Source organism: Pseudomonas sp. Pseusp16, from assembly GCF_047324915.1.
Taxonomy (GTDB): domain Bacteria; phylum Pseudomonadota; class Gammaproteobacteria; order Pseudomonadales; family Pseudomonadaceae; genus Aquipseudomonas; species Aquipseudomonas fluorescens_CD.
Genome location: NZ_CP168522.1, coordinates 1 through 18,489, shown reverse-complemented (window position 1 = coordinate 18,489; position 18,489 = coordinate 1). Strand labels below are relative to the sequence as shown.

At 51.1% G+C, this 18,489-nt stretch carries 12 protein-coding genes, 3 rRNA genes and 1 pseudogene; 12 read left to right on the top strand and 4 right to left on the bottom strand.

What is annotated here, in order from left to right; translation table 11 throughout:
* Window positions 1-3 precede the first annotated feature (3 nt).
* From antB to ACEN8Q_RS00025, 12 genes and pseudogenes are all read left to right on the top strand, one after another.
* Window positions 4-495, top strand: coding sequence for an anthranilate 1,2-dioxygenase small subunit (gene antB, locus ACEN8Q_RS00080; protein WP_413704259.1), 492 nt, complete (start codon window positions 4-6; stop codon window positions 493-495).
* Between the two features lie 19 nt (window positions 496-514).
* Window positions 515-1,534 carry an anthranilate 1,2-dioxygenase electron transfer component AntC gene (gene antC / locus ACEN8Q_RS00075; protein ID WP_413704258.1) on the top strand — a complete coding sequence of 340 codons (1,020 nt, stop codon included), beginning with the start codon at window positions 515-517 and terminating at the stop codon, window positions 1,532-1,534.
* 124 nt (window positions 1,535-1,658) lie between these two features.
* Window positions 1,659-2,603, top strand: a complete 945-nt coding sequence (locus ACEN8Q_RS00070) for a PDR/VanB family oxidoreductase (RefSeq protein ID WP_413704257.1) — start codon at window positions 1,659-1,661, stop codon at window positions 2,601-2,603.
* Between the two features lie 18 nt (window positions 2,604-2,621).
* Window positions 2,622-3,953, top strand: coding sequence for an aromatic ring-hydroxylating dioxygenase subunit alpha (locus tag ACEN8Q_RS00065; protein ID WP_413704256.1), 1,332 nt, complete (start codon window positions 2,622-2,624; stop codon window positions 3,951-3,953).
* Window positions 3,943-4,476: an aromatic-ring-hydroxylating dioxygenase subunit beta gene (locus tag ACEN8Q_RS00060; protein WP_413704255.1), complete on the top strand. Its 534-nt coding sequence runs from the start codon at window positions 3,943-3,945 to the stop codon at window positions 4,474-4,476. The genes ACEN8Q_RS00065 and ACEN8Q_RS00060 overlap by 11 nt, the downstream gene beginning before the upstream one ends.
* A complete protein-coding gene (locus ACEN8Q_RS00055; RefSeq protein ID WP_413704254.1) occupies window positions 4,476-5,066 on the top strand; it encodes a cysteine hydrolase family protein in 591 nt (196 codons plus the stop codon). Before ACEN8Q_RS00060 ends, ACEN8Q_RS00055 begins: the two co-directional genes overlap by 1 nt.
* Window positions 5,066-5,860, top strand: coding sequence for an SDR family oxidoreductase (locus ACEN8Q_RS00050; protein WP_413704253.1), 795 nt, complete (start codon window positions 5,066-5,068; stop codon window positions 5,858-5,860). The genes ACEN8Q_RS00055 and ACEN8Q_RS00050 overlap by 1 nt, the downstream gene beginning before the upstream one ends.
* Before the next feature lie 23 nt (window positions 5,861-5,883).
* Entirely contained in the window at window positions 5,884-7,119 is a 1,236-nt protein-coding gene (locus ACEN8Q_RS00045; RefSeq protein ID WP_413704252.1) for a dienelactone hydrolase family protein, read from the top strand.
* Window positions 7,120-7,230: 111 nt separating this feature from the next.
* Window positions 7,231-8,697: an aldehyde dehydrogenase family protein gene (locus ACEN8Q_RS00040; protein WP_413704251.1), complete on the top strand. Its 1,467-nt coding sequence runs from the start codon at window positions 7,231-7,233 to the stop codon at window positions 8,695-8,697.
* A 258-nt stretch (window positions 8,698-8,955) separates the two neighbouring features.
* Window positions 8,956-10,251, top strand: coding sequence for a hypothetical protein (locus ACEN8Q_RS00035; RefSeq protein ID WP_413705455.1), 1,296 nt, complete (start codon window positions 8,956-8,958; stop codon window positions 10,249-10,251).
* 126 nt (window positions 10,252-10,377) lie between these two features.
* Window positions 10,378-11,667: pseudogene (locus ACEN8Q_RS00030) on the top strand (HAMP domain-containing protein); the annotation flags it as partial.
* 102 nt (window positions 11,668-11,769) lie between these two features.
* Window positions 11,770-12,525 (top strand): methyl-accepting chemotaxis protein, encoded by a 756-nt coding sequence (locus ACEN8Q_RS00025; protein WP_413705454.1) that lies wholly within the window; start codon window positions 11,770-11,772, stop codon window positions 12,523-12,525.
* A gap of 80 nt (window positions 12,526-12,605) precedes the next feature.
* Here ACEN8Q_RS00025 and ACEN8Q_RS00020 read toward each other — a convergent pair whose 3' ends face one another.
* From ACEN8Q_RS00020 to ACEN8Q_RS00005, 4 genes are all read right to left on the bottom strand, one after another.
* Window positions 12,606-13,031, bottom strand: coding sequence for a tyrosine-type recombinase/integrase (locus ACEN8Q_RS00020; protein WP_413704250.1), 426 nt, complete (start codon window positions 13,029-13,031; stop codon window positions 12,606-12,608).
* Between the two features lie 281 nt (window positions 13,032-13,312).
* Window positions 13,313-13,428, bottom strand: a 5S ribosomal RNA gene (gene rrf / locus ACEN8Q_RS00015).
* A gap of 149 nt (window positions 13,429-13,577) precedes the next feature.
* A 23S ribosomal RNA gene (locus ACEN8Q_RS00010) occupies window positions 13,578-16,469 on the bottom strand.
* Between the two features lie 311 nt (window positions 16,470-16,780).
* A 16S ribosomal RNA gene (locus ACEN8Q_RS00005) occupies window positions 16,781-18,317 on the bottom strand.
* Together the 16S, 23S and 5S rRNA genes form the textbook arrangement of a ribosomal RNA operon.
* Between the last annotated feature and the right edge of the window lie 172 nt (window positions 18,318-18,489).

The following is an 18,489-nucleotide window of genomic DNA, read 5'->3' as shown; positions in this document are numbered from 1 at the left end:
CAGATGAATTTCGAACTTCAGTACCAGATCGAACAATTTTTGTTCAAAAAAGCAGAGCTTTGCGATGCCCAAGATTGGGATGGATATTTGGCGCTGTTCAGTGAGGACAGCGTATTCCATCTGCCGCAGTGGGACTCTGAACATGTTTACACCACAGACCCAAAGCGCGGAATGTCACTGATCTACTATCCGAATCGCGGAGGCCTGGAAGACCGTGTTTTCCGTATTCGCACGGGTAAAGCCGCCTCTGCGACACCAATGCCCAGAACATTGCATCAGATTAATAACGTGCGGATCCACCCATTGGAAGGTGGCGACCTCGAAGTACGTGTGAATTGGCAAACTTTGTATTACCGCCAGTCCACCTCTGAACAGTTTTTCGGACGAGCCACTTACACACTTCGGCCTCATGGTGATAGTTGGTTGATTTCAAAGAAACATACCGTGCTACTGAATGACACGATCAATTCGGTGCTGGATTTCTACCACATTTGAGTCGCAGAAAGGTTAAGTCATGTACAAGGTTGCGTTGAACTTCGCTGACGGCAAGACCCTGTTTTGCCCCGTCCAGCCTAACGAAATTTTGTTAGATGCTGCACTCAAGAGTGGAATCAAGATCCCCTTGGATTGCCGCGAAGGGGTTTGCGCGACCTGCCAAGGCCGCTGCGAATCGGGTAGTTACACTCAAGATTATGTGGATGAGGAGGCTCTTTCGGAGCAGGACCTGGCAGAGCGTAAGGTCCTGTCTTGCCAGACGAGAGTGCTGTCTGACGCGTCATTCTACTTTGATTTCGACTCGACCCTCTGTGGAAGCGAAGGAACAGCTGAAGTAACGACTACCGTCACTGAGGTGATTCAGGTATCTGAGAGCACTGCGATACTGAAGGTCGAAATAGGGTCCGACGCTGCGCCTTTGAATTATCTGCCGGGCCAGTATGCGCGGATTCAAGTTCCGCATACCGAGCATAGCCGCTCCTATTCATTTGCCTGTGCACCTGGAAGTCGGACTCTTGAATTTTTGGTACGCCTCTTGCCCAGTGGCGTCATGACAGACTACATGCGAGATCGTTGCAAAGTTGGCGATACGATCAAGATGGAGGCGCCATTGGGAGCCTTTTATCTGAGGCATATTGACCGTCCGGTGATAATGGTTGCAGGCGGGACAGGCCTTTCCGCTTTTCTGGGCATGCTCGATCAGTTGGCGGAGAAAGGCGGCTCAGGTTTCCCAATCCACCTCTTCTATGGCGTTCGGACCGAACAAGATTTGTGCGAAATACCTCGCATCGAGGCATACAAGAAAAAAATTAGAGACTTCGACTTCACGCCGGTTCTTAGCGATGCGGATGAGAAGTGGCAGGGGAAAAAGGGGTTCATTCCTGAGCATCTCTTGCCGTACGAAACTTCTGACACGCCATTTGACATGTACATGTGCGGCCCTCCCCCAATGGTGGAGTCTATAAAGAAATGGCACCTGGATAAAAAACTTACGTCAGTCCGGATGTATTTTGAAAAGTTTACCGAAAGCAATACCTAATCTATTTTAGGCCTTGGCTTATTTGCTGATGTTTCCACTGATTGAGAAACATCGTTAATAATAATCACTGGGACCGGACTACCAGTTAAGTTTAATGATCGCTTGTTATATGCGCAGGTTTCCTATGTCCAAATTATCATTAAAAGTCGAAAAAATTGAAGCTCTTACTCCCCGCATTCGGCGGCTTGTGCTTACAGCTAAAGATGGGGAAAAGCTGCCTGAATTCACCCCGGGCGCACATCTAGAGCTACATATTCCTGGTGAGCGGAAACAGAAACGCGCATATTCAATCGTGAATTTGTCGGCACATAACCACTATGAAATTGCGGTACAGCTCGATGACAAGAGTACTGGTGGTTCAAAGTGGGTGCACAGCCTCACAGAGGGTCAAGTTATTGAGGTCGACCCACCTCGTAACCACTTCCCTCTAATAGAGGACGCAGAGCATTACCTGCTCATTGCAGGAGGTATTGGCATCACACCAATGTTGAGCATGGGGCGTGCGCTGATGGAGTCCGGAAAAGACTTCACCCTGCATTACGCAGGCCGCGATGCAGTGAACATGGCTTACTTAGACGAAGTTAAGTGCTTCGACAACAGTCGGTGTTGGATCAGCGGCGGAGATGCAACTAAACGTTTTCCCGCGGCAACGGTTTTAGCCAACCCCAGTGCACGAACTCACCTATACATATGCGGCCCAACAGAGATGATCACCTCTGTGATCCAAATAGCTCGGGAGCTCGGCTGGCCAGAAGAACACGTCCACTACGAACTTTTCGCCGGAGCCCTGGAAGAGGAAGGTGATCAAGCATTTGAAGTGGAGCTTCGCGCAAGTGGCGTGACACTGGCAGTTAATGCGGGCCAGAACCTGCTGGATGTGATGATTGAAGCAGGTTTAGATCCGATGTTTGACTGCCGACGCGGCGACTGTGGTGTATGTGTGACTCAAATCATTGATGGTGAAGCCGATCACCGTGACATATGCCTATCTGATCGCGAGCGATCCAGCGGCGCCTTCTGTACATGTGTTTCTCGTGCCAAAACTGCCAAGTTGGTACTTGACCTCTAATAAGCAACGGAGAGAACAATGATTCCTACGAATGAACAAATCTCGGATTTGATTCGAGAAGATAGTGTGCATAAGAGCGTCTATACCGATCCTGTTCTTTTTCAACTTGAAATGGAACGAATTTATGGCCACGCATGGATTTATGTGGGCCACGAAAGCCAGGTCAAAAACCCTGGTGATTACCACACCACTCGCATCGGCGATCAAGATGTTGTAATGGTCCGTGCACCTGATGGACAGGTGAACGTTCACTACAACCGTTGCCCCCATAAAGGGGCAAAATTAGTCGCGGACGGTGACGGCAACGTCGGCAAATTCTTCCGCTGCCCCTACCATGCTTGGACATTCAAGCTGGATGGCTCGCACTTGTCGGCCCCGTTGAAGAGCGGATTCGAAGGAACTTGCTACGACCCTAAGCATCCTGATTTCTCTATGGTCAGCGTGGCTCGGGTTGATAGCTATCGCGGCTTTGTATTCGCGAGCCAGGCTTCGTACGGCGAAGATCTTAAGACTTTCCTCGGCGGCGTCGTGACGTCAATTGACAACATGTGCGACCGGTCCCCTGTCGGTGAGCTTGAAGTTGCCGGTGGTATTTTTCGAGTACAGCAACGCTCCAACTGGAAAGTTTTCTACGAAAACCTCCATGACACCATGCACGCACGTGTAACCCACGAGTCATCAGTTGATGCTGCGCGTGAGGAAGCCGAGGCTATCGGCGAAATGCCGTTCGAACTCCTAATCATGGACGGCAATGGCGAACCCTACGACTTCTGGGAAAAATTAGAGCTTCGCGCTTACCACAACGGCCACGGCTACATGGAAGCGATTTTCGATCCGGGCGCCGCTGAGCGGGATGAAGTATCTCGTGCGCATTTCGAATGCCTGAGTGAAGCATACGGGGCAGATCGGGCTCGTGAAATCATGGGTATGAATCGTCATAACACCGTGATTTACGGGAGTGGTTCGCCTCATACCGTATTCATGCAATTCCGGGTTATTCGTCCCGTCTCGGTTGATAAGACCATGGTCGAAATACAGACCTTCCGCTGCAAAGGTGCACCCGACGTAGTGTTTGACCGTGCACTTACTTACGCGAACGTCATCAACTCCCCTTCTTCCAACGTGATGCCAGACGACGTTGAAGTTTATGCACGCTGTCAAGAAGGCAACATGACCAGAGGGGGTAGCTGGATCAGCATGCACCGTTATGTCGGTACAGATAAAATTCTCGAAGATGGTGCGGTATCAACCAACGGTACAAGCGAACTTCCAATGCGTAATCAGTTTGCTGCCTGGAAGAAGTTTATGACTGGAACCATCATCGCCAAGGAGAGCAATAATGTTGCTTGACCGCTCTTTCAACGTAAAAACCGACAACCTGACACCTACGATTGTTGATGAAGTAACTCTTCGTTCGATCGAGCAGTTTATCTTCAAGGAAGCTCGACTTCTAGACACTTGGAAGTTTTGGGAGTGGGATAAACTATTCACCGATGACGGTATGTACTGGGTGCCTCAAAAGCACAATCAGGAGAACCCGTTTGATCACATCTCCCTTTTTTGGGAGAACCGCATGCTGCGTGAAACTCGCATACGTCGGGTAGAAAATGCTCGTAACTGGTCGCAGCAGCCACAGACTCAAACGGCTCACCTGGTAGGCAACGTGTGCATCCAAGGCTTGGATGAAGACGACTTCCTAGTCGTAAGTGCCTCTTTCCAAGCCACCGAATGGCGTCTTGACCAGCGTCAACTCGCCGGACGTTATACCTACAAACTTATAGGCAACAAGGTTGACGGCTGGAAGATCAAGCTCAAGCGAGTTGATCTAGTCAACTGCAACGACGTATTCGCTAACCTGGAGGTATTCGTTTAATGGATCGGCCAGTCGTAATTGCTCTCCATTACCAGAATGACGTTCTCCATGCGGATGGGCGGATCAAGGTAGGTCTAGACACTGACGGAGAGGGGCGCGCGAATCTGATTTCAGCTGCGACCGAATTGCTACGCGTTGCTCGTAAGAACGGCTGGCCAATCATCCACGCGCGGGTTGCATACCGTGGTAATTATTCCGACTTGATTGCCAACGCCCCGATCTTGGAAAACGTAAAAAAGATAGGTGCTGTAATAGATGGATCATGGGGCGCTGAGTTCTTTGACTCTTTAAGCCCGCACGAAAACGGGAAGGAATTTGTAATCACTCACAAGCGTATCAATGCTTTTTATGGTACGCATGCGGAGGCACTCTTGCACATGCTTGGCGCACGCACGCTGATTATTGCGGGTGTAGCAACTCACTCAGTTGTAGAGAGTACTGTAAGGCACGCTGTGGATTGCGGATATAACGTAGTAGTTCCCTCAGACGCATGTTCGGCTGCTGATCCTGCAACCCATGACGCATCTCTTAAAAGCATGAGTTTGATAGCCAAAATCTCCAGCGTCCGCCAATTGATTGAGGTGCAATAATGAGCCTTGCAGGAAAAGTTGCAATCATAACTGGGAGCACTCAAGGACTTGGTCTGGATATCGCCAAGGTCATGCTGGCACAAGGTGCCGAAGTAATGCTTGTGGGTCGGAATGCGGTCGTTGGCCGTGAGCTTTGCGAACAACTCGGGCCATGCGCTTCTTACACTGAGTGCGATGTCGAAAACGATGAAGACATTGACACGTGCATCGATAATACGATCAATCAATTCGGAAAAATTGACATTCTTGTCAACAACGCTTGTATCTATATCGATCACGGTATCGAGTCATCTCGCGAAGACTGGCACAAAAGCTTAAATGTGAACGTGATTTCTGCGGCAATGTTTGTGCGGAAAGTGTCTCCCCTTTTAAGGCCTGGAAGCACCATTGTGAACATCACGAGCACCGGTGGGAAATTCGGTGCAGCAGGCCGAGCGCTCTACCCCGCCTCGAAAGCGGCAATGCTTCAGCTAACCAAAAATTTCGCAGTGAGTTTGGCCGATAAAGGCACCCGTGTTCTCAGCGTTTCCCCTGCCTGGACTTGGTCCCCAGCCGTCGCAGGCCTGACAAATAACGACGTCGAGCTTGCGGACCGCGTGGGCGCTGATTTCCACCCACTCGGTCGGATAGGGCGCGGTGAAGAGGTGGGCAATGTTGTTGCATTTCTATGCACCGCCGGAGCCTCTTGGATGACCGGAGTGGATGTGCCAGTCGATGGGGGATTTTCCATCCTTGGCCCAGACAGAGGGCTATCGCCCCGCGTGTGGTTCCAGCGTCATTCCGATTCCAAATAGTTTAATTCAGAGGAGCACAAAAAATGGGCGAATTCATCGACATCCAAACCCTGGATAAAGAACAAACGTTTCGCGGTTATCTCGCCGTACCCGCTAGCGGAAAAGGGCCAGGGGTTGTTCTCGGCCAAGAAATTTTCGGTGTCAACGCTAACATGCGCGCCGTCGCTGACCTCTACGCCGAAGAGGGCTATGTCGTGCTCGTGCCAGATCTTTTTTGGAGATTGGAGCGAAATGTCGACCTGGGTTACACGGAAGAAGACTTTACTAAAGCAATCGACCTCTTCCAGCGTATGGATGTGGATCTGGCTGTTCGTGATATTGCTGCAAGCCTTGCCAAATTAGAATCCTTGGATCAAGTCGAAGGCGATGGCCTCGGCTACGTGGGATTCTGCATGGGCGGTAAGCTAGCCTACCTGACAGCTACTCGTACTCGTGCAGCCTGCTCGGTCGGGTACTACGGCATGGGAATCGAAGAGTATCTGGACGAAGTAGACGAGGTTACTGGTCGACTGGTACTGCACTTTGCCGAAAACGATGCTTATTGTGGCGTTGAGGCACGCTCGAAAATTAGTGCCGCGCTAAAGGGCAACAAAGCTGCAGAAATCTACACCTATCCAAATGTCGATCACGCATTTGCTCGCGTTGGCAGCGACCACTTTGACAAACCTGCTGCACTCATGGCGCATGAGAGAACTATCGCTGCATTGAAGCGTGAGATTGGCCCCTACTTCAACCTTTCGGACTTGTGGGACGAGCACGTTAAGCACGAGTTCGACACGCGAGACGTCCCGGCGACCATGGCGACTATGGTGGCTGAGCCTTACGTCAACCACATCCCAACAATGACAGGTGGGGTCGGTAGCAAACAGCTGAGCCGCTTCTACCAACACCACTTCGTTCACGGAAACCCGCCGGATATGAAGCTCATCCCTCTGTCGCGGACAGTGGGCGCACTACAGATCGTCGATGAGTTTATCATGTGCTTTACCCACACCACGGAGATCGATTGGCTGATCCCTAATGTGGCCCCGACAGGCAAATATGTCGAAATTCCCATGCTGGGAGTAGTTCGATTCCGAGGTGACAAGCTGTACCACGAGCATATCTACTGGGACCAAGCGAGCGTGCTGGTCCAGATCGGCCTCTTGAACCCTGAGGGTTTGCCGATTGCGGGGGCGATTACCACACAGAAGCTCCTGGACGAGACGCTCCCCTCAAACACGTTGATGGATAACTGGAAGAAGAGCGAACCTGTCTGACGCAATGGTCTGGTGGTTCTGTAATCGGAGGGCCACCAGACCTCAAGTAATTTGAGCGCGACGTTTCGCAACATTTCCTCCTTGTAACACATGACTCATAGGTGGGCTGCAATGACCGACTTAGCCATAAAAGACCTGAAAATTTACCACCCCTATATCAATGGTAAATCCTGGCAGAGCGACGACCAGCCAGAGCAGATCGTGATCAACCCCTACAACCAAAAAGCGATTGCTCGCGTGAAGCTTGCGACAGCGGCTGACATCGACAGCGCTATTGAGGCTGCATTCGAGGCGCAAAAGACCTGGGGGAAAACTCTTGCTAAAGAGCGAGAGGCTATTCTCTGCCGTGCTGCGGACATCATCGAGCGCCGTCGCGGTGACATTGCGAAGATCCTCATCGAGGAAGGAGGCAATGTGTTCGGCAAAGCGATGTTCGAATGCGACTACATGGTCAGCACTTTCCGCATCGCAGCAGGACAAGCGCGAGACATACGCGGAGAGACCATGCCTGCTGACGGTGCTGGACGTATCTCAATGTCCATTCGCCAGCCGCTTGGCGTCATTGCAGGGGTCGGACCGTTCAACGCGCCGCTGCTGTTAAACGGGAAAAAACTCGCCCCCGCCTTAGCTGCTGGCAACGCATTCCTGCTGAAGCCTGCACCGCAAACGCCACTGATTGGTTTGCTGTTTGCTGAGATTCTCGAAGAAGCAGGCATTCCACCAGGTGTCTTCAACGTGCTGCCGACCACCAATGAAGCACTGGGTGATAAGTTCTTCTCAGACAAACGCGTCAAGATGGTGACTTTCACGGGATCAGCGAAAGTCGGCCAGTACCTGTCCGAGCTTGCTGGCAAATTCCAGAAGCGAATCGTTCTAGAGCTTGGCGGTAAGAGTCCAATCGTAATTCTGAATGACGCCAAGCTTGATTACGCAGTGAGCGCCGCTGCTTTCGGGATTTTCTTCAACCAAGGCCAGGTTTGCATGGCTAACTCTCGGATAATCGTTGAAGAAGCGATCTACGAAAAGTTCTGTACTGCATTCGTTGAGAAAGTCCGTTCCATTCGTTGTGGTGATCCAACAGATCCTTCAACGATAGTCGGTCCGTTGATCAACTCCAAACAGTGCGAATTTATTCGTGGTCAGATCGATGATGCCCTGTCTAAAGGTGCGGCGCTGCTAACCGGTGGAGAGTATCAAGGAAATCTGTTCCAGCCTGCCGTATTGACCGATGTTGATCCATCAATGGCCGTGTACAACGAGGAAAGCTTCGGCCCCTTGGTTTCCATTTACAAAGCCAAAGACTTCGAGCATGCAGTCGAGCTTGCGAACGACACATCCTACGGACTTTCTTCCGGCATTGTGACCAACGACCTTCAAAAAGCGTTTGATTTCGCACTTCGGATTGAAGCTGGTTCAGTTCATATCAACGACAACTCTTTTGACGATGATCCAAACGCGCCTTTCGGCGGATTTAAGGAGAGCGGTCACGGCAAAGAAAATGGTCGTTATTCGATCCACGATATGACCGAATTGAAATGGGTCACGCTACAACTAGGCGAGCGCGCCTTCCCTATCTAACGAACAATAATAAATGGCCCCACCGTTATTGGATGGGGCTTTATATAAAACCCCCAACGCCCGCGTCGGCGGGTGCTGCTTCAAAATAATAAAATCAGAAGGCAGCAAGCACATCAGCTTTGTCTCGGACTTTCTAAAACTCCAGGGATCCCAAATCTGCCGTTCTGCTTTAACTCCATTTATCGCTCTACATTCCGTAGAAACTTACCCGGAGTACAAACTGTGGTCAGAAATAATAAAAAAGTGGGAACTCTGATAATGCTCGCGGCACTTCAGACCTCCTTAAAAGCTGAAGCCTATGAGTTATATTCGTCAGAGAAAGGTGCTGTGAACGCGGATTTCGAATTGGCCTTAGGGGCATTTCATAGCCGTAAATCCTATGCCCAGTCCAGTGACCTGAAAGCAGGATCAAAAGACTGGCAAGAATCGTATGCCAAATATGGCTTCAGTGGCTGGCTTGCAGCAGGTGACGCAGAGCAGCGTACCTATGGGGCGCTAAACTGGTTGTCCAGTGCAACATACGGTCAAGGCGATGCAGCAGGCTGGACAGATGGATCCGAACGGACCACCAAAATTGAGGACGCATACCTTGGCTGGAAATCTGGGAACGCTTTTTCGCTGCTTGGTAAAGATGGTCTAGACATTTCAGTTGGTCGCCAGAACATCGTCGTTGGTGACGGTTTCCTTATTGCTGGTGACGCCCTGAATCTGGGTAAATCCTTCGGTGATGGGGAATTCAACCGAGGGGGGGCCTATTATCTGACGGGTCGAAAAGCTTTTGATGAAACAGCCGTTGTAAAAATAGGCGGGGCTGAAGGACTTCGTAGTGATTTGATGTGGCTTAAATCAGATAACCCCGCTCAGGGTAAAGCAGAAATAGTTGCGGGAACACTTGAAAACGTGACCGATCTTGGGACTATTGGACTGACTTATTTAAAAGTTGTGGACACTGACGAGGCCTTTGACTTCATTGATCGTAAAGATACCCGAACGGTCTCGGTGCGAGCGCAGGGTAATCTAGGACATCCAAGTTTGTTTCTAAGCGGCGAGTACGCTCGACAACATAGAAACTCAACTGGCGACGAGAGCGCCTGGTACACGGAAGCTGGATGGACTTTTTCTGATATAGCATGGCGTCCCTATGTCAGCTATCGCTTCAGTCGCTTTTCCGAAGGATACGACACTTTATTCTATGGTAACTTCAGAGCATTAGGAACTTGGTTCCAAGGTGAGGTTGCTAGCAACTATTCTGGCCCCTTCAGTACCAATACACGCATACAGCAAGTCGGCTTGACGTTGACCCCTATGGACAAACTCACATTAGGCGCACTGGCTTACCGCTTTGACACCTTAAGCTCCACAGCAGGTGCATTTTCAAACCTCGATGGCAAAGAGCTAGATGTGTATGCCATGTGGCAGATTACGGACCATATTTCAGCAATGCCGCTAGTTGGCTTCTACAAACCTGACAAGGATGTGGACAACGGTGGTTCTCAACTGGGTGATAACCAAACCAACGTATACTCGCAATTCATTCTTCAAGTGAAATTCTAGTGAGTTGACGGGTCCTAACCGACCCGTCATTTTTTTCAATAAGTTTTGACCCTCGCTTCGGAAGTTTTATTCTCATCAACGGGCATACCGAAGCAACGTATTCCAATACTCAATGCGAGCATTAGTATGTTCAATTCACTCTCCATTCGGCTTAGAATTATCCTGCTGGCTGGCCTCTCACTCGCAGGTGTAGTTATTACCCTTGTCTGCATGAATATTTACCAGAGCAGTTCGAACAATGTACTGGTCAGTCATCAAAGTGAACGCGCTCTGACACAGAGCACTGAACAACTCCTGCTAGCCCAAGCAGCGGAGAAAGCCGCTCTCCTGCAAAAACTTTATTCCTCGGACGTCATGCTCGCACACGACATGGCTGAACAGCTTTCCAATCTAGGCAGCGCTGCGAAACGGCTCGACATATCCGACTCTGCTATTCGAGAAGAAGCCACTAGGGCTATAGAAAAGGCGTTCAAACGCAACAAATCGGTCTTAGGGGTTTGGGGTGTTTTTGAACCTAATGCTCTGGATGGAAACGACCCAGCCTTTGTCAACGACACAGGCCGTGGATCGAATGAGCAAGGCCGGTTTGGGTCTTACTGGAGTCGTTTCGGCGGTGCCGACATCCACACTGTTATCACAGAAGCCGACTTAAAAAAGGCGGATGCGAACGCGACTGGTGCACCTTCTAATACTTGGTACTGGTGCGCATTAGCCTCTGGAGCCTCTGGCAAGCAGTGCCCATTAGAGCCCTACGCAGGAGTGGTCGGCACCGAAACCGTGCTCATGACGACTGTTGCCGTCCCCATCAATATAAACGGGAAGGTCGTAGGTGTTGCCGGTGTGGACCTTGCCTTAAGTTCACTTCAAGCAAGCGCCGAGCAGGCTGGAGCTGAGCTGTTTAATGGTGCTGGCCATGTTCTGATTGTATCGAGCCAAGGTGTCCTTGCAGCTAACAGTGATAACCCTAAAAGCGTGGGAGATTTGATTCAAACGGCCCTTGGCGATGACGGGCAAGAAATACTCCAACTGACTCAAGCGGGTACGGCCACGGTCGTTGCACAAGGAAGCCTAATCAGAGCAATTTATCCGGTGAGGCCGGTCGAGGGTGTGTCCGCCTGGGGAGTTGCAGTGGACGTTCCCAGAGACGTGTTGCTTGCAGACGCATTAAAAATGCAATCGATGCTCAACGACTCACAACGTAGCGCTACCTGGATGACCTTACTTGTTTCAATTGGCGCTGGACTCCTAGGGCTGGGACTTTTGTGGTTAACAGCGTCGGGCGTGTCTAAGCCTATCAATCGTGTCGCTCAGATGCTGAAAGACATAGCGAGCGGTGACGGTGATCTAACACAGCGTCTTGATTACAGCCGTAAAGACGAACTGGGTGCTCTGACGGGCAACTTCAATAAATTTCTAGATAAGCTTCAGCCAACCATCGCCCTCATCAAGACCAGTATCAACGACGCTCGCACGACTGCTGATAAATCTTCCCAAATCGCGCATCAAACTAGCGATGGAATGCAGCAGCAGTATCGTGAGATCGAACAGGTAGCTACGGCGTCACACGAAATGAGCGCTACCGCTCAAGACGTTGCTGCCAGCGCCGCCAATGCCGCCACGGCAGCTACCGGCGCCGACGAATCCGCCCGAGAAGGTATGAAGATAGTTGAACGTACGACTCTGGACATCAAAGCCTTGGCTGAGGACGTCAGCAAAGCGGTCACTGAGATCGAAACTCTGGCAGTTCACAGCTTAGAAATCGGGACGGTGCTGGAAGTCATTCGCAGTATTGCAGAACAGACCAACCTCCTCGCCCTCAATGCAGCAATTGAAGCTGCACGAGCGGGCGAAAGCGGTCGTGGTTTCGCGGTCGTGGCGGACGAAGTTCGCAACCTCGCCAGACGGACTCAAAACTCGGTGGAGGAGATTCGAAACGTCATTGATCGTATCCAAGGAAGCACCCAGGATGTGGTCAATACAATGCATTCGAGTCGTGATAAGGCAAATGTGAATGCTGTCCAAATTATCCGAGCGTCTAACGCCCTGACGCAGATCAGCGACGCGGTTGGCGTCATCACGGAGATGAACTTGCAGATAGCCAGCGCTGCAGAGGAGCAAAGCTCCGTAGCGGAAGAAGTCAGCCGAAACGTGTCTGCAATACGTACCGTAACCGAGACCCTGACACAGCAAGCCGCTGAATCAGCTGAAGTGAGTGCAAGTCTCAACTCCTTGGCCAGTCACCAGATGAGTTTAGTGAATCAGTTTAAGGTCTAGTCGGCAATGCGGGCCAGTCTCTGCCGGTGCCGATTGACCTTACTGAAGGGCAGTTGAGCCGCGATGAGCGCTTAGTTTTGTTACCTACATTGCACTATCGAATGGAAAGGTTGCCTGGTGGAAAGATGGTCTGAAGCATGCAATCGAGTTGGAAACAAGAAGTCCTCGCTGCGGAGGTGCGCCTGATGCATCCACGCCTCCAAAACCGTTCGAGTTTGCTCAGTGATTTCAAATTGCACTGGGTGCTGAGTTTTCTGCTGCATCACGATGGCCCGTGACGAAACATGCTCCCCATGGGCGATGTCTCGAACTCGCAGCTTGGTTAAGTCACAAGCACGTAGCTTGCTGTCGATGGCCAAGTTGAAGAGCGCCAAATCACGTGTCTTCTCCGCGAGCTGGAGTCTGACCCGAATAGCCCAGATATCTCTGACTCGGAGCGGGGCTTTCTGCCCGACAAGCTTTCCCTTGTTCCAAGGCTGATGGCAGTACTTAGCAATAGTGTTCATGGCTCGTCCTCCACGTTGAGGGGGGACAAGGGTGAATCAGTCACAACGAGTGGCGGTCGCTATTCGACCCAAAGCCGACGATGGCGATTCAGAGTATCTCCAGCCTCCGCGCTGCCACACGTCAACTCTAAAGCCTGTTAAGGCAACGACCACGACACAGAAACGCTCCCTGGCCAAGTGCCGGCTGAGCCGGCTCTGAGGGTATAAGCGGCGACATAAACTTTTCGCCAGGCAAAACAAAACCCCTACCTGTATGCGCAGATAGGGGTTTCGGAATTTAATCTTGACGATGACCTACTCTCACATGGGGAAACCCCACACTACCATCGGCGATGCATCGTTTCACTGCTGAGTTCGGGATGGGATCAGGTGGTTCCAACGCTCTATGGTCGTCAAGAAATTCGGGTACTGAGTCGTGGCCAACTGGCCTCGCTTCAGCAAATTGGGTATGCGATAGATTTGTGTGTTTGCGAACTTTCGGTTCATTGCGTCTTCACACACCGCAATCTGGTGCCTTTTCAGGTCAGCAAATTGCTTGGGTGTTATATGGTCAAGCCTCACGGGCAATTAGTATTGGTTAGCTCAACGCCTCACAGCGCTTACACACCCAACCTATCAACGTCGTAGTCTTCGACGGCCCTTCAGGGGACTCAAGGTCCCAGTGAGATCTCATCTTGAGGCAAGTTTCCCGCTTAGATGCTTTCAGCGGTTATCTTTTCCGAACATAGCTACCCGGCAATGCCACTGGCGTGACAACCGGAACACCAGAGGTTCGTCCACTCCGGTCCTCTCGTACTAGGAGCAGCCCCTCTCAAATCTCAAACGTCCACGGCAGATAGGGACCGAACTGTCTCACGACGTTCTAAACCCAGCTCGCGTACCACTTTAAATGGCGAACAGCCATACCCTTGGGACCGGCTTCAGCCCCAGGATGTGATGAGCCGACATCGAGGTGCCAAACACCGCCGTCGATATGAACTCTTGGGCGGTATCAGCCTGTTATCCCCGGAGTACCTTTTATCCGTTGAGCGATGGCCCTTCCATACAGAACCACCGGATCACTAAGACCTACTTTCGTACCTGCTCGACGTGTCTGTCTCGCAGTCAAGCGCGCTTTTGCCTTTATACTCTACGACCGATTTCCGACCGGTCTGAGCGCACCTTCGTACTCCTCCGTTACTCTTTAGGAGGAGACCGCCCCAGTCAAACTACCCACCATACACTGTCCTCGATCCGGATAACGGACCTGAGTTAGAACCTCAAAGTTGCCAGGGTGGTATTTCAAGGATGGCTCCACGCGAACTGGCGTCCACGCTTCAAAGCCTCCCACCTATCCTACACAAGCAAATTCAAAGTCCAGTGCAAAGCTATAGTAAAGGTTCACGGGGTCTTTCCGTCTAGCCGCGGATACACTGCATCTTCACAGCGATTTCAATTTCACTGAGTCTCGGGTGGAGACAGCGCCGCCATCGTTACGCCATTCGTGCAGGTCGGAACTTACCCGACAAGGAATTTCGCTACCTTAGGACCGTTATAGTTACGGCCGCCGTTTACCGGGGCTTCGATCAAGAGCTTCGCGTTAGCTAACCCCATCAATTAACCTTCCGGCACCGGGCAGGCGTCACACCCTATACGTCCACTTTCGTGTTTGCAGAGTGCTGTGTTTTTAATAAACAGTCGCAGCGGCCTGGTATCTTCGACCGGCGTGGGCTTACGCAGTAAATGCTTCACCCTCACCGGCGCACCTTCTCCCGAAGTTACGGTGCCATTTTGCCTAGTTCCTTCACCCGAGTTCTCTCAAGCGCCTTGGTATTCTCTACCCAACCACCTGTGTCGGTTTGGGGTACGGTTCCTGGTTATCTGAAGCTTAGAAGCTTTTCTTGGAAGCATGGCATCAACCACTTCGTCACCCAAAGGGTAACTCGTCATCAGCTCTCGGCCTTAAGATCCCGGATTTACCTAAGATCTCAGCCTACCACCTTAAACTTGGACAACCAACGCCAAGCTGGCCTAGCCTTCTCCGTCCCTCCATCGCAATAACCAGAAGTACAGGAATATTAACCTGTTTTCCATCGACTACGCTTTTCAGCCTCGCCTTAGGGACCGACTAACCCTGCGTCGATTAACGTTGCGCAGGAAACCTTGGTCTTTCGGCGTGGGTGTTTTTCACACCCATTGTCGTTACTCATGTCAGCATTCGCACTTCTGATACCTCCAGCAAGCTTCTCAACTCACCTTCACAGGCTTACAGAACGCTCCTCTACCGCATCACTTACGTGATACCCGTAGCTTCGGTGTATGGTTTGAGCCCCGTTACATCTTCCGCGCAGGCCGACTCGACTAGTGAGCTATTACGCTTTCTTTAAAGGGTGGCTGCTTCTAAGCCAACCTCCTAGCTGTCTAAGCCTTCCCACATCGTTTCCCACTTAACCATAACTTTGGGACCTTAGCTGACGGTCTGGGTTGTTTCCCTTTTCACGACGGACGTTAGCACCCGCCGTGTGTCTCCCATGCTCGGCACTTGTAGGTATTCGGAGTTTGCATCGGTTTGGTAAGTCGGGATGACCCCCTAGCCGAAACAGTGCTCTACCCCCTACAGTGATACATGAGGCGCTACCTAAATAGCTTTCGAGGAGAACCAGCTATCTCCGAGCTTGATTAGCCTTTCACTCCGATCCACAGGTCATCCGCTAACTTTTCAACGGTAGTCGGTTCGGTCCTCCAGTCAGTGTTACCTAACCTTCAACCTGCCCATGGATAGATCGCCCGGTTTCGGGTCTATTCCCAGCGACTAGACGCCCTATTAAGACTCGCTTTCGCTACGCCTCCCCTATTCGGTTAAGCTCGCCACTGAAAATAAGTCGCTGACCCATTATACAAAAGGTACGCAGTCACCCAACAAAGTGGGCTCCCACTGCTTGTACGCATACGGTTTCAGGATCTATTTCACTCCCCTCTCCGGGGTTCTTTTCGCCTTTCCCTCACGGTACTAGTTCACTATCGGTCAGTCAGTAGTATTTAGCCTTGGAGGATGGTCCCCCCATATTCAGACAAAGTTTCTCGTGCTCCGTCCTACTCGATTTCATTGATAAGAGATTTTCGCGTACAGGGCTATCACCCACTATGGCCGCACTTTCCAGAGCGTTCCGCTAATCTCAAATCAACTTAAGGGCTAGTCCCCGTTCGCTCGCCACTACTAAGGGAATCTCGGTTGATTTCTTTTCCTCAGGGTACTTAGATGTTTCAGTTCCCCTGGTTCGCCTCTTGCACCTATGTATTCAGTACAAGATAACCATCTTATGATGGCTGGGTTCCCCCATTCAGACATCTCCGGATCAAAGTCTGTTTGCCGACTCCCCGAAGCTTTTCGCAGGCTACCACGTCTTTCATCGCCTCTGACTGCCAAGGCATCCACCGTATGCGCTTCTTCACTTGACCATATAACCCCAAGCAATCTGGTTATACTGTGAAGACGACATTCGCCGAAAATTCGCACTTGCTCTAAGAGCAACTCACAAATTTTACCTTAGCCTGATCCGTTACCAGTGAAAGTAACGTTCAGTCTATCTTTCTATCACATACCCAAATTTTTAAAGAACGAACTAGTCAAAGACTAGAAATCAATATTCACACTGGAATATTCATTTCTAAACTCTAACGAAGCAGACCGCCTTAAAGGCTCGCCTCTCGTCTTCTTCAATGAATCAAGCAATTCGTGTGGGAACTTATGGAGCAGCTGAGTCGTCGATTAAGGAGGTGATCCAGCCGCAGGTTCCCCTACGGCTACCTTGTTACGACTTCACCCCAGTCATGAATCACACCGTGGTAACCGTCCTCCCGAAGGTTAGACTAGCTACTTCTGGTGCAACCCACTCCCATGGTGTGACGGGCGGTGTGTACAAGGCCCGGGAACGTATTCACCGCGACATTCTGATTCGCGATTACTAGCGATTCCGACTTCACGCAGTCGAGTTGCAGACTGCGATCCGGACTACGATCGGTTTTGTGGGATTAGCTCCACCTCGCGGCTTGGCAACCCTCTGTACCGACCATTGTAGCACGTGTGTAGCCCAGGCCGTAAGGGCCATGATGACTTGACGTCATCCCCACCTTCCTCCGGTTTGTCACCGGCAGTCTCCTTAGAGTGCCCACCATTACGTGCTGGTAACTAAGGACAAGGGTTGCGCTCGTTACGGGACTTAACCCAACATCTCACGACACGAGCTGACGACAGCCATGCAGCACCTGTCTCAATGTTCCCGAAGGCACCAATCCATCTCTGGAAAGTTCATTGGATGTCAAGGCCTGGTAAGGTTCTTCGCGTTGCTTCGAATTAAACCACATGCTCCACCGCTTGTGCGGGCCCCCGTCAATTCATTTGAGTTTTAACCTTGCGGCCGTACTCCCCAGGCGGTCAACTTAATGCGTTAGCTGCGCCACTAAGAGCTCAAGGCTCCCAACGGCTAGTTGACATCGTTTACGGCGTGGACTACCAGGGTATCTAATCCTGTTTGCTCCCCACGCTTTCGCACCTCAGTGTCAGTATCAGTCCAGGTGGTCGCCTTCGCCACTGGTGTTCCTTCCTATATCTACGCATTTCACCGCTACACAGGAAATTCCACCACCCTCTACCATACTCTAGCTTGTCAGTTTTGAATGCAGTTCCCAGGTTGAGCCCGGGGCTTTCACATCCAACTTAACAAACCACCTACGCGCGCTTTACGCCCAGTAATTCCGATTAACGCTTGCACCCTCTGTATTACCGCGGCTGCTGGCACAGAGTTAGCCGGTGCTTATTCTGTCGGTAACGTCAAAATTGCAGAGTATTAATCTACAACCCTTCCTCCCAACTTAAAGTGCTTTACAATCCGAAGACCTTCTTCACACACGCGGCATGGCTGGATCAGGCTTTCGCCCATTGTCCAATATTCCCCACTGCTGCCTCCCGTAGGAGTCTGGACCGTGTCTCAGTTCCAGTGTGACTGATCATCCTCTCAGACCAGTTACGGATCGTCGCCTTGGTGAGCCATTACCTCACCAACTAGCTAATCCGACCTAGGCTCATCTGATAGCGCAAGGCCCGAAGGTCCCCTGCTTTCTCCCGTAGGACGTATGCGGTATTAGCGTCCCTTTCGAGACGTTGTCCCCCACTACCAGGCAGATTCCTAGGCATTACTCACCCGTCCGCCGCTGAATCAGAGAGCAAGCTCCCTTCATCCGCTCGACTTGCATGTGTTAGGCCTGCCGCCAGCGTTCAATCTGAGCCATGATCAAACTCTTCAGTTCAAACATCTTTGGGTTTTGAGAAAACCCTAAACTTGGCTCAGCAATCGTTGGTTACATCTTTGATTTCTCGCGGAGTAACTTGTGATGCTGATAATCTGTTGACTAGCAGCCTGACTCCACAAGCACCCACACGAATTGCTTGATTCAGTTGTTAAAGAGCGGTTGGTTAAGA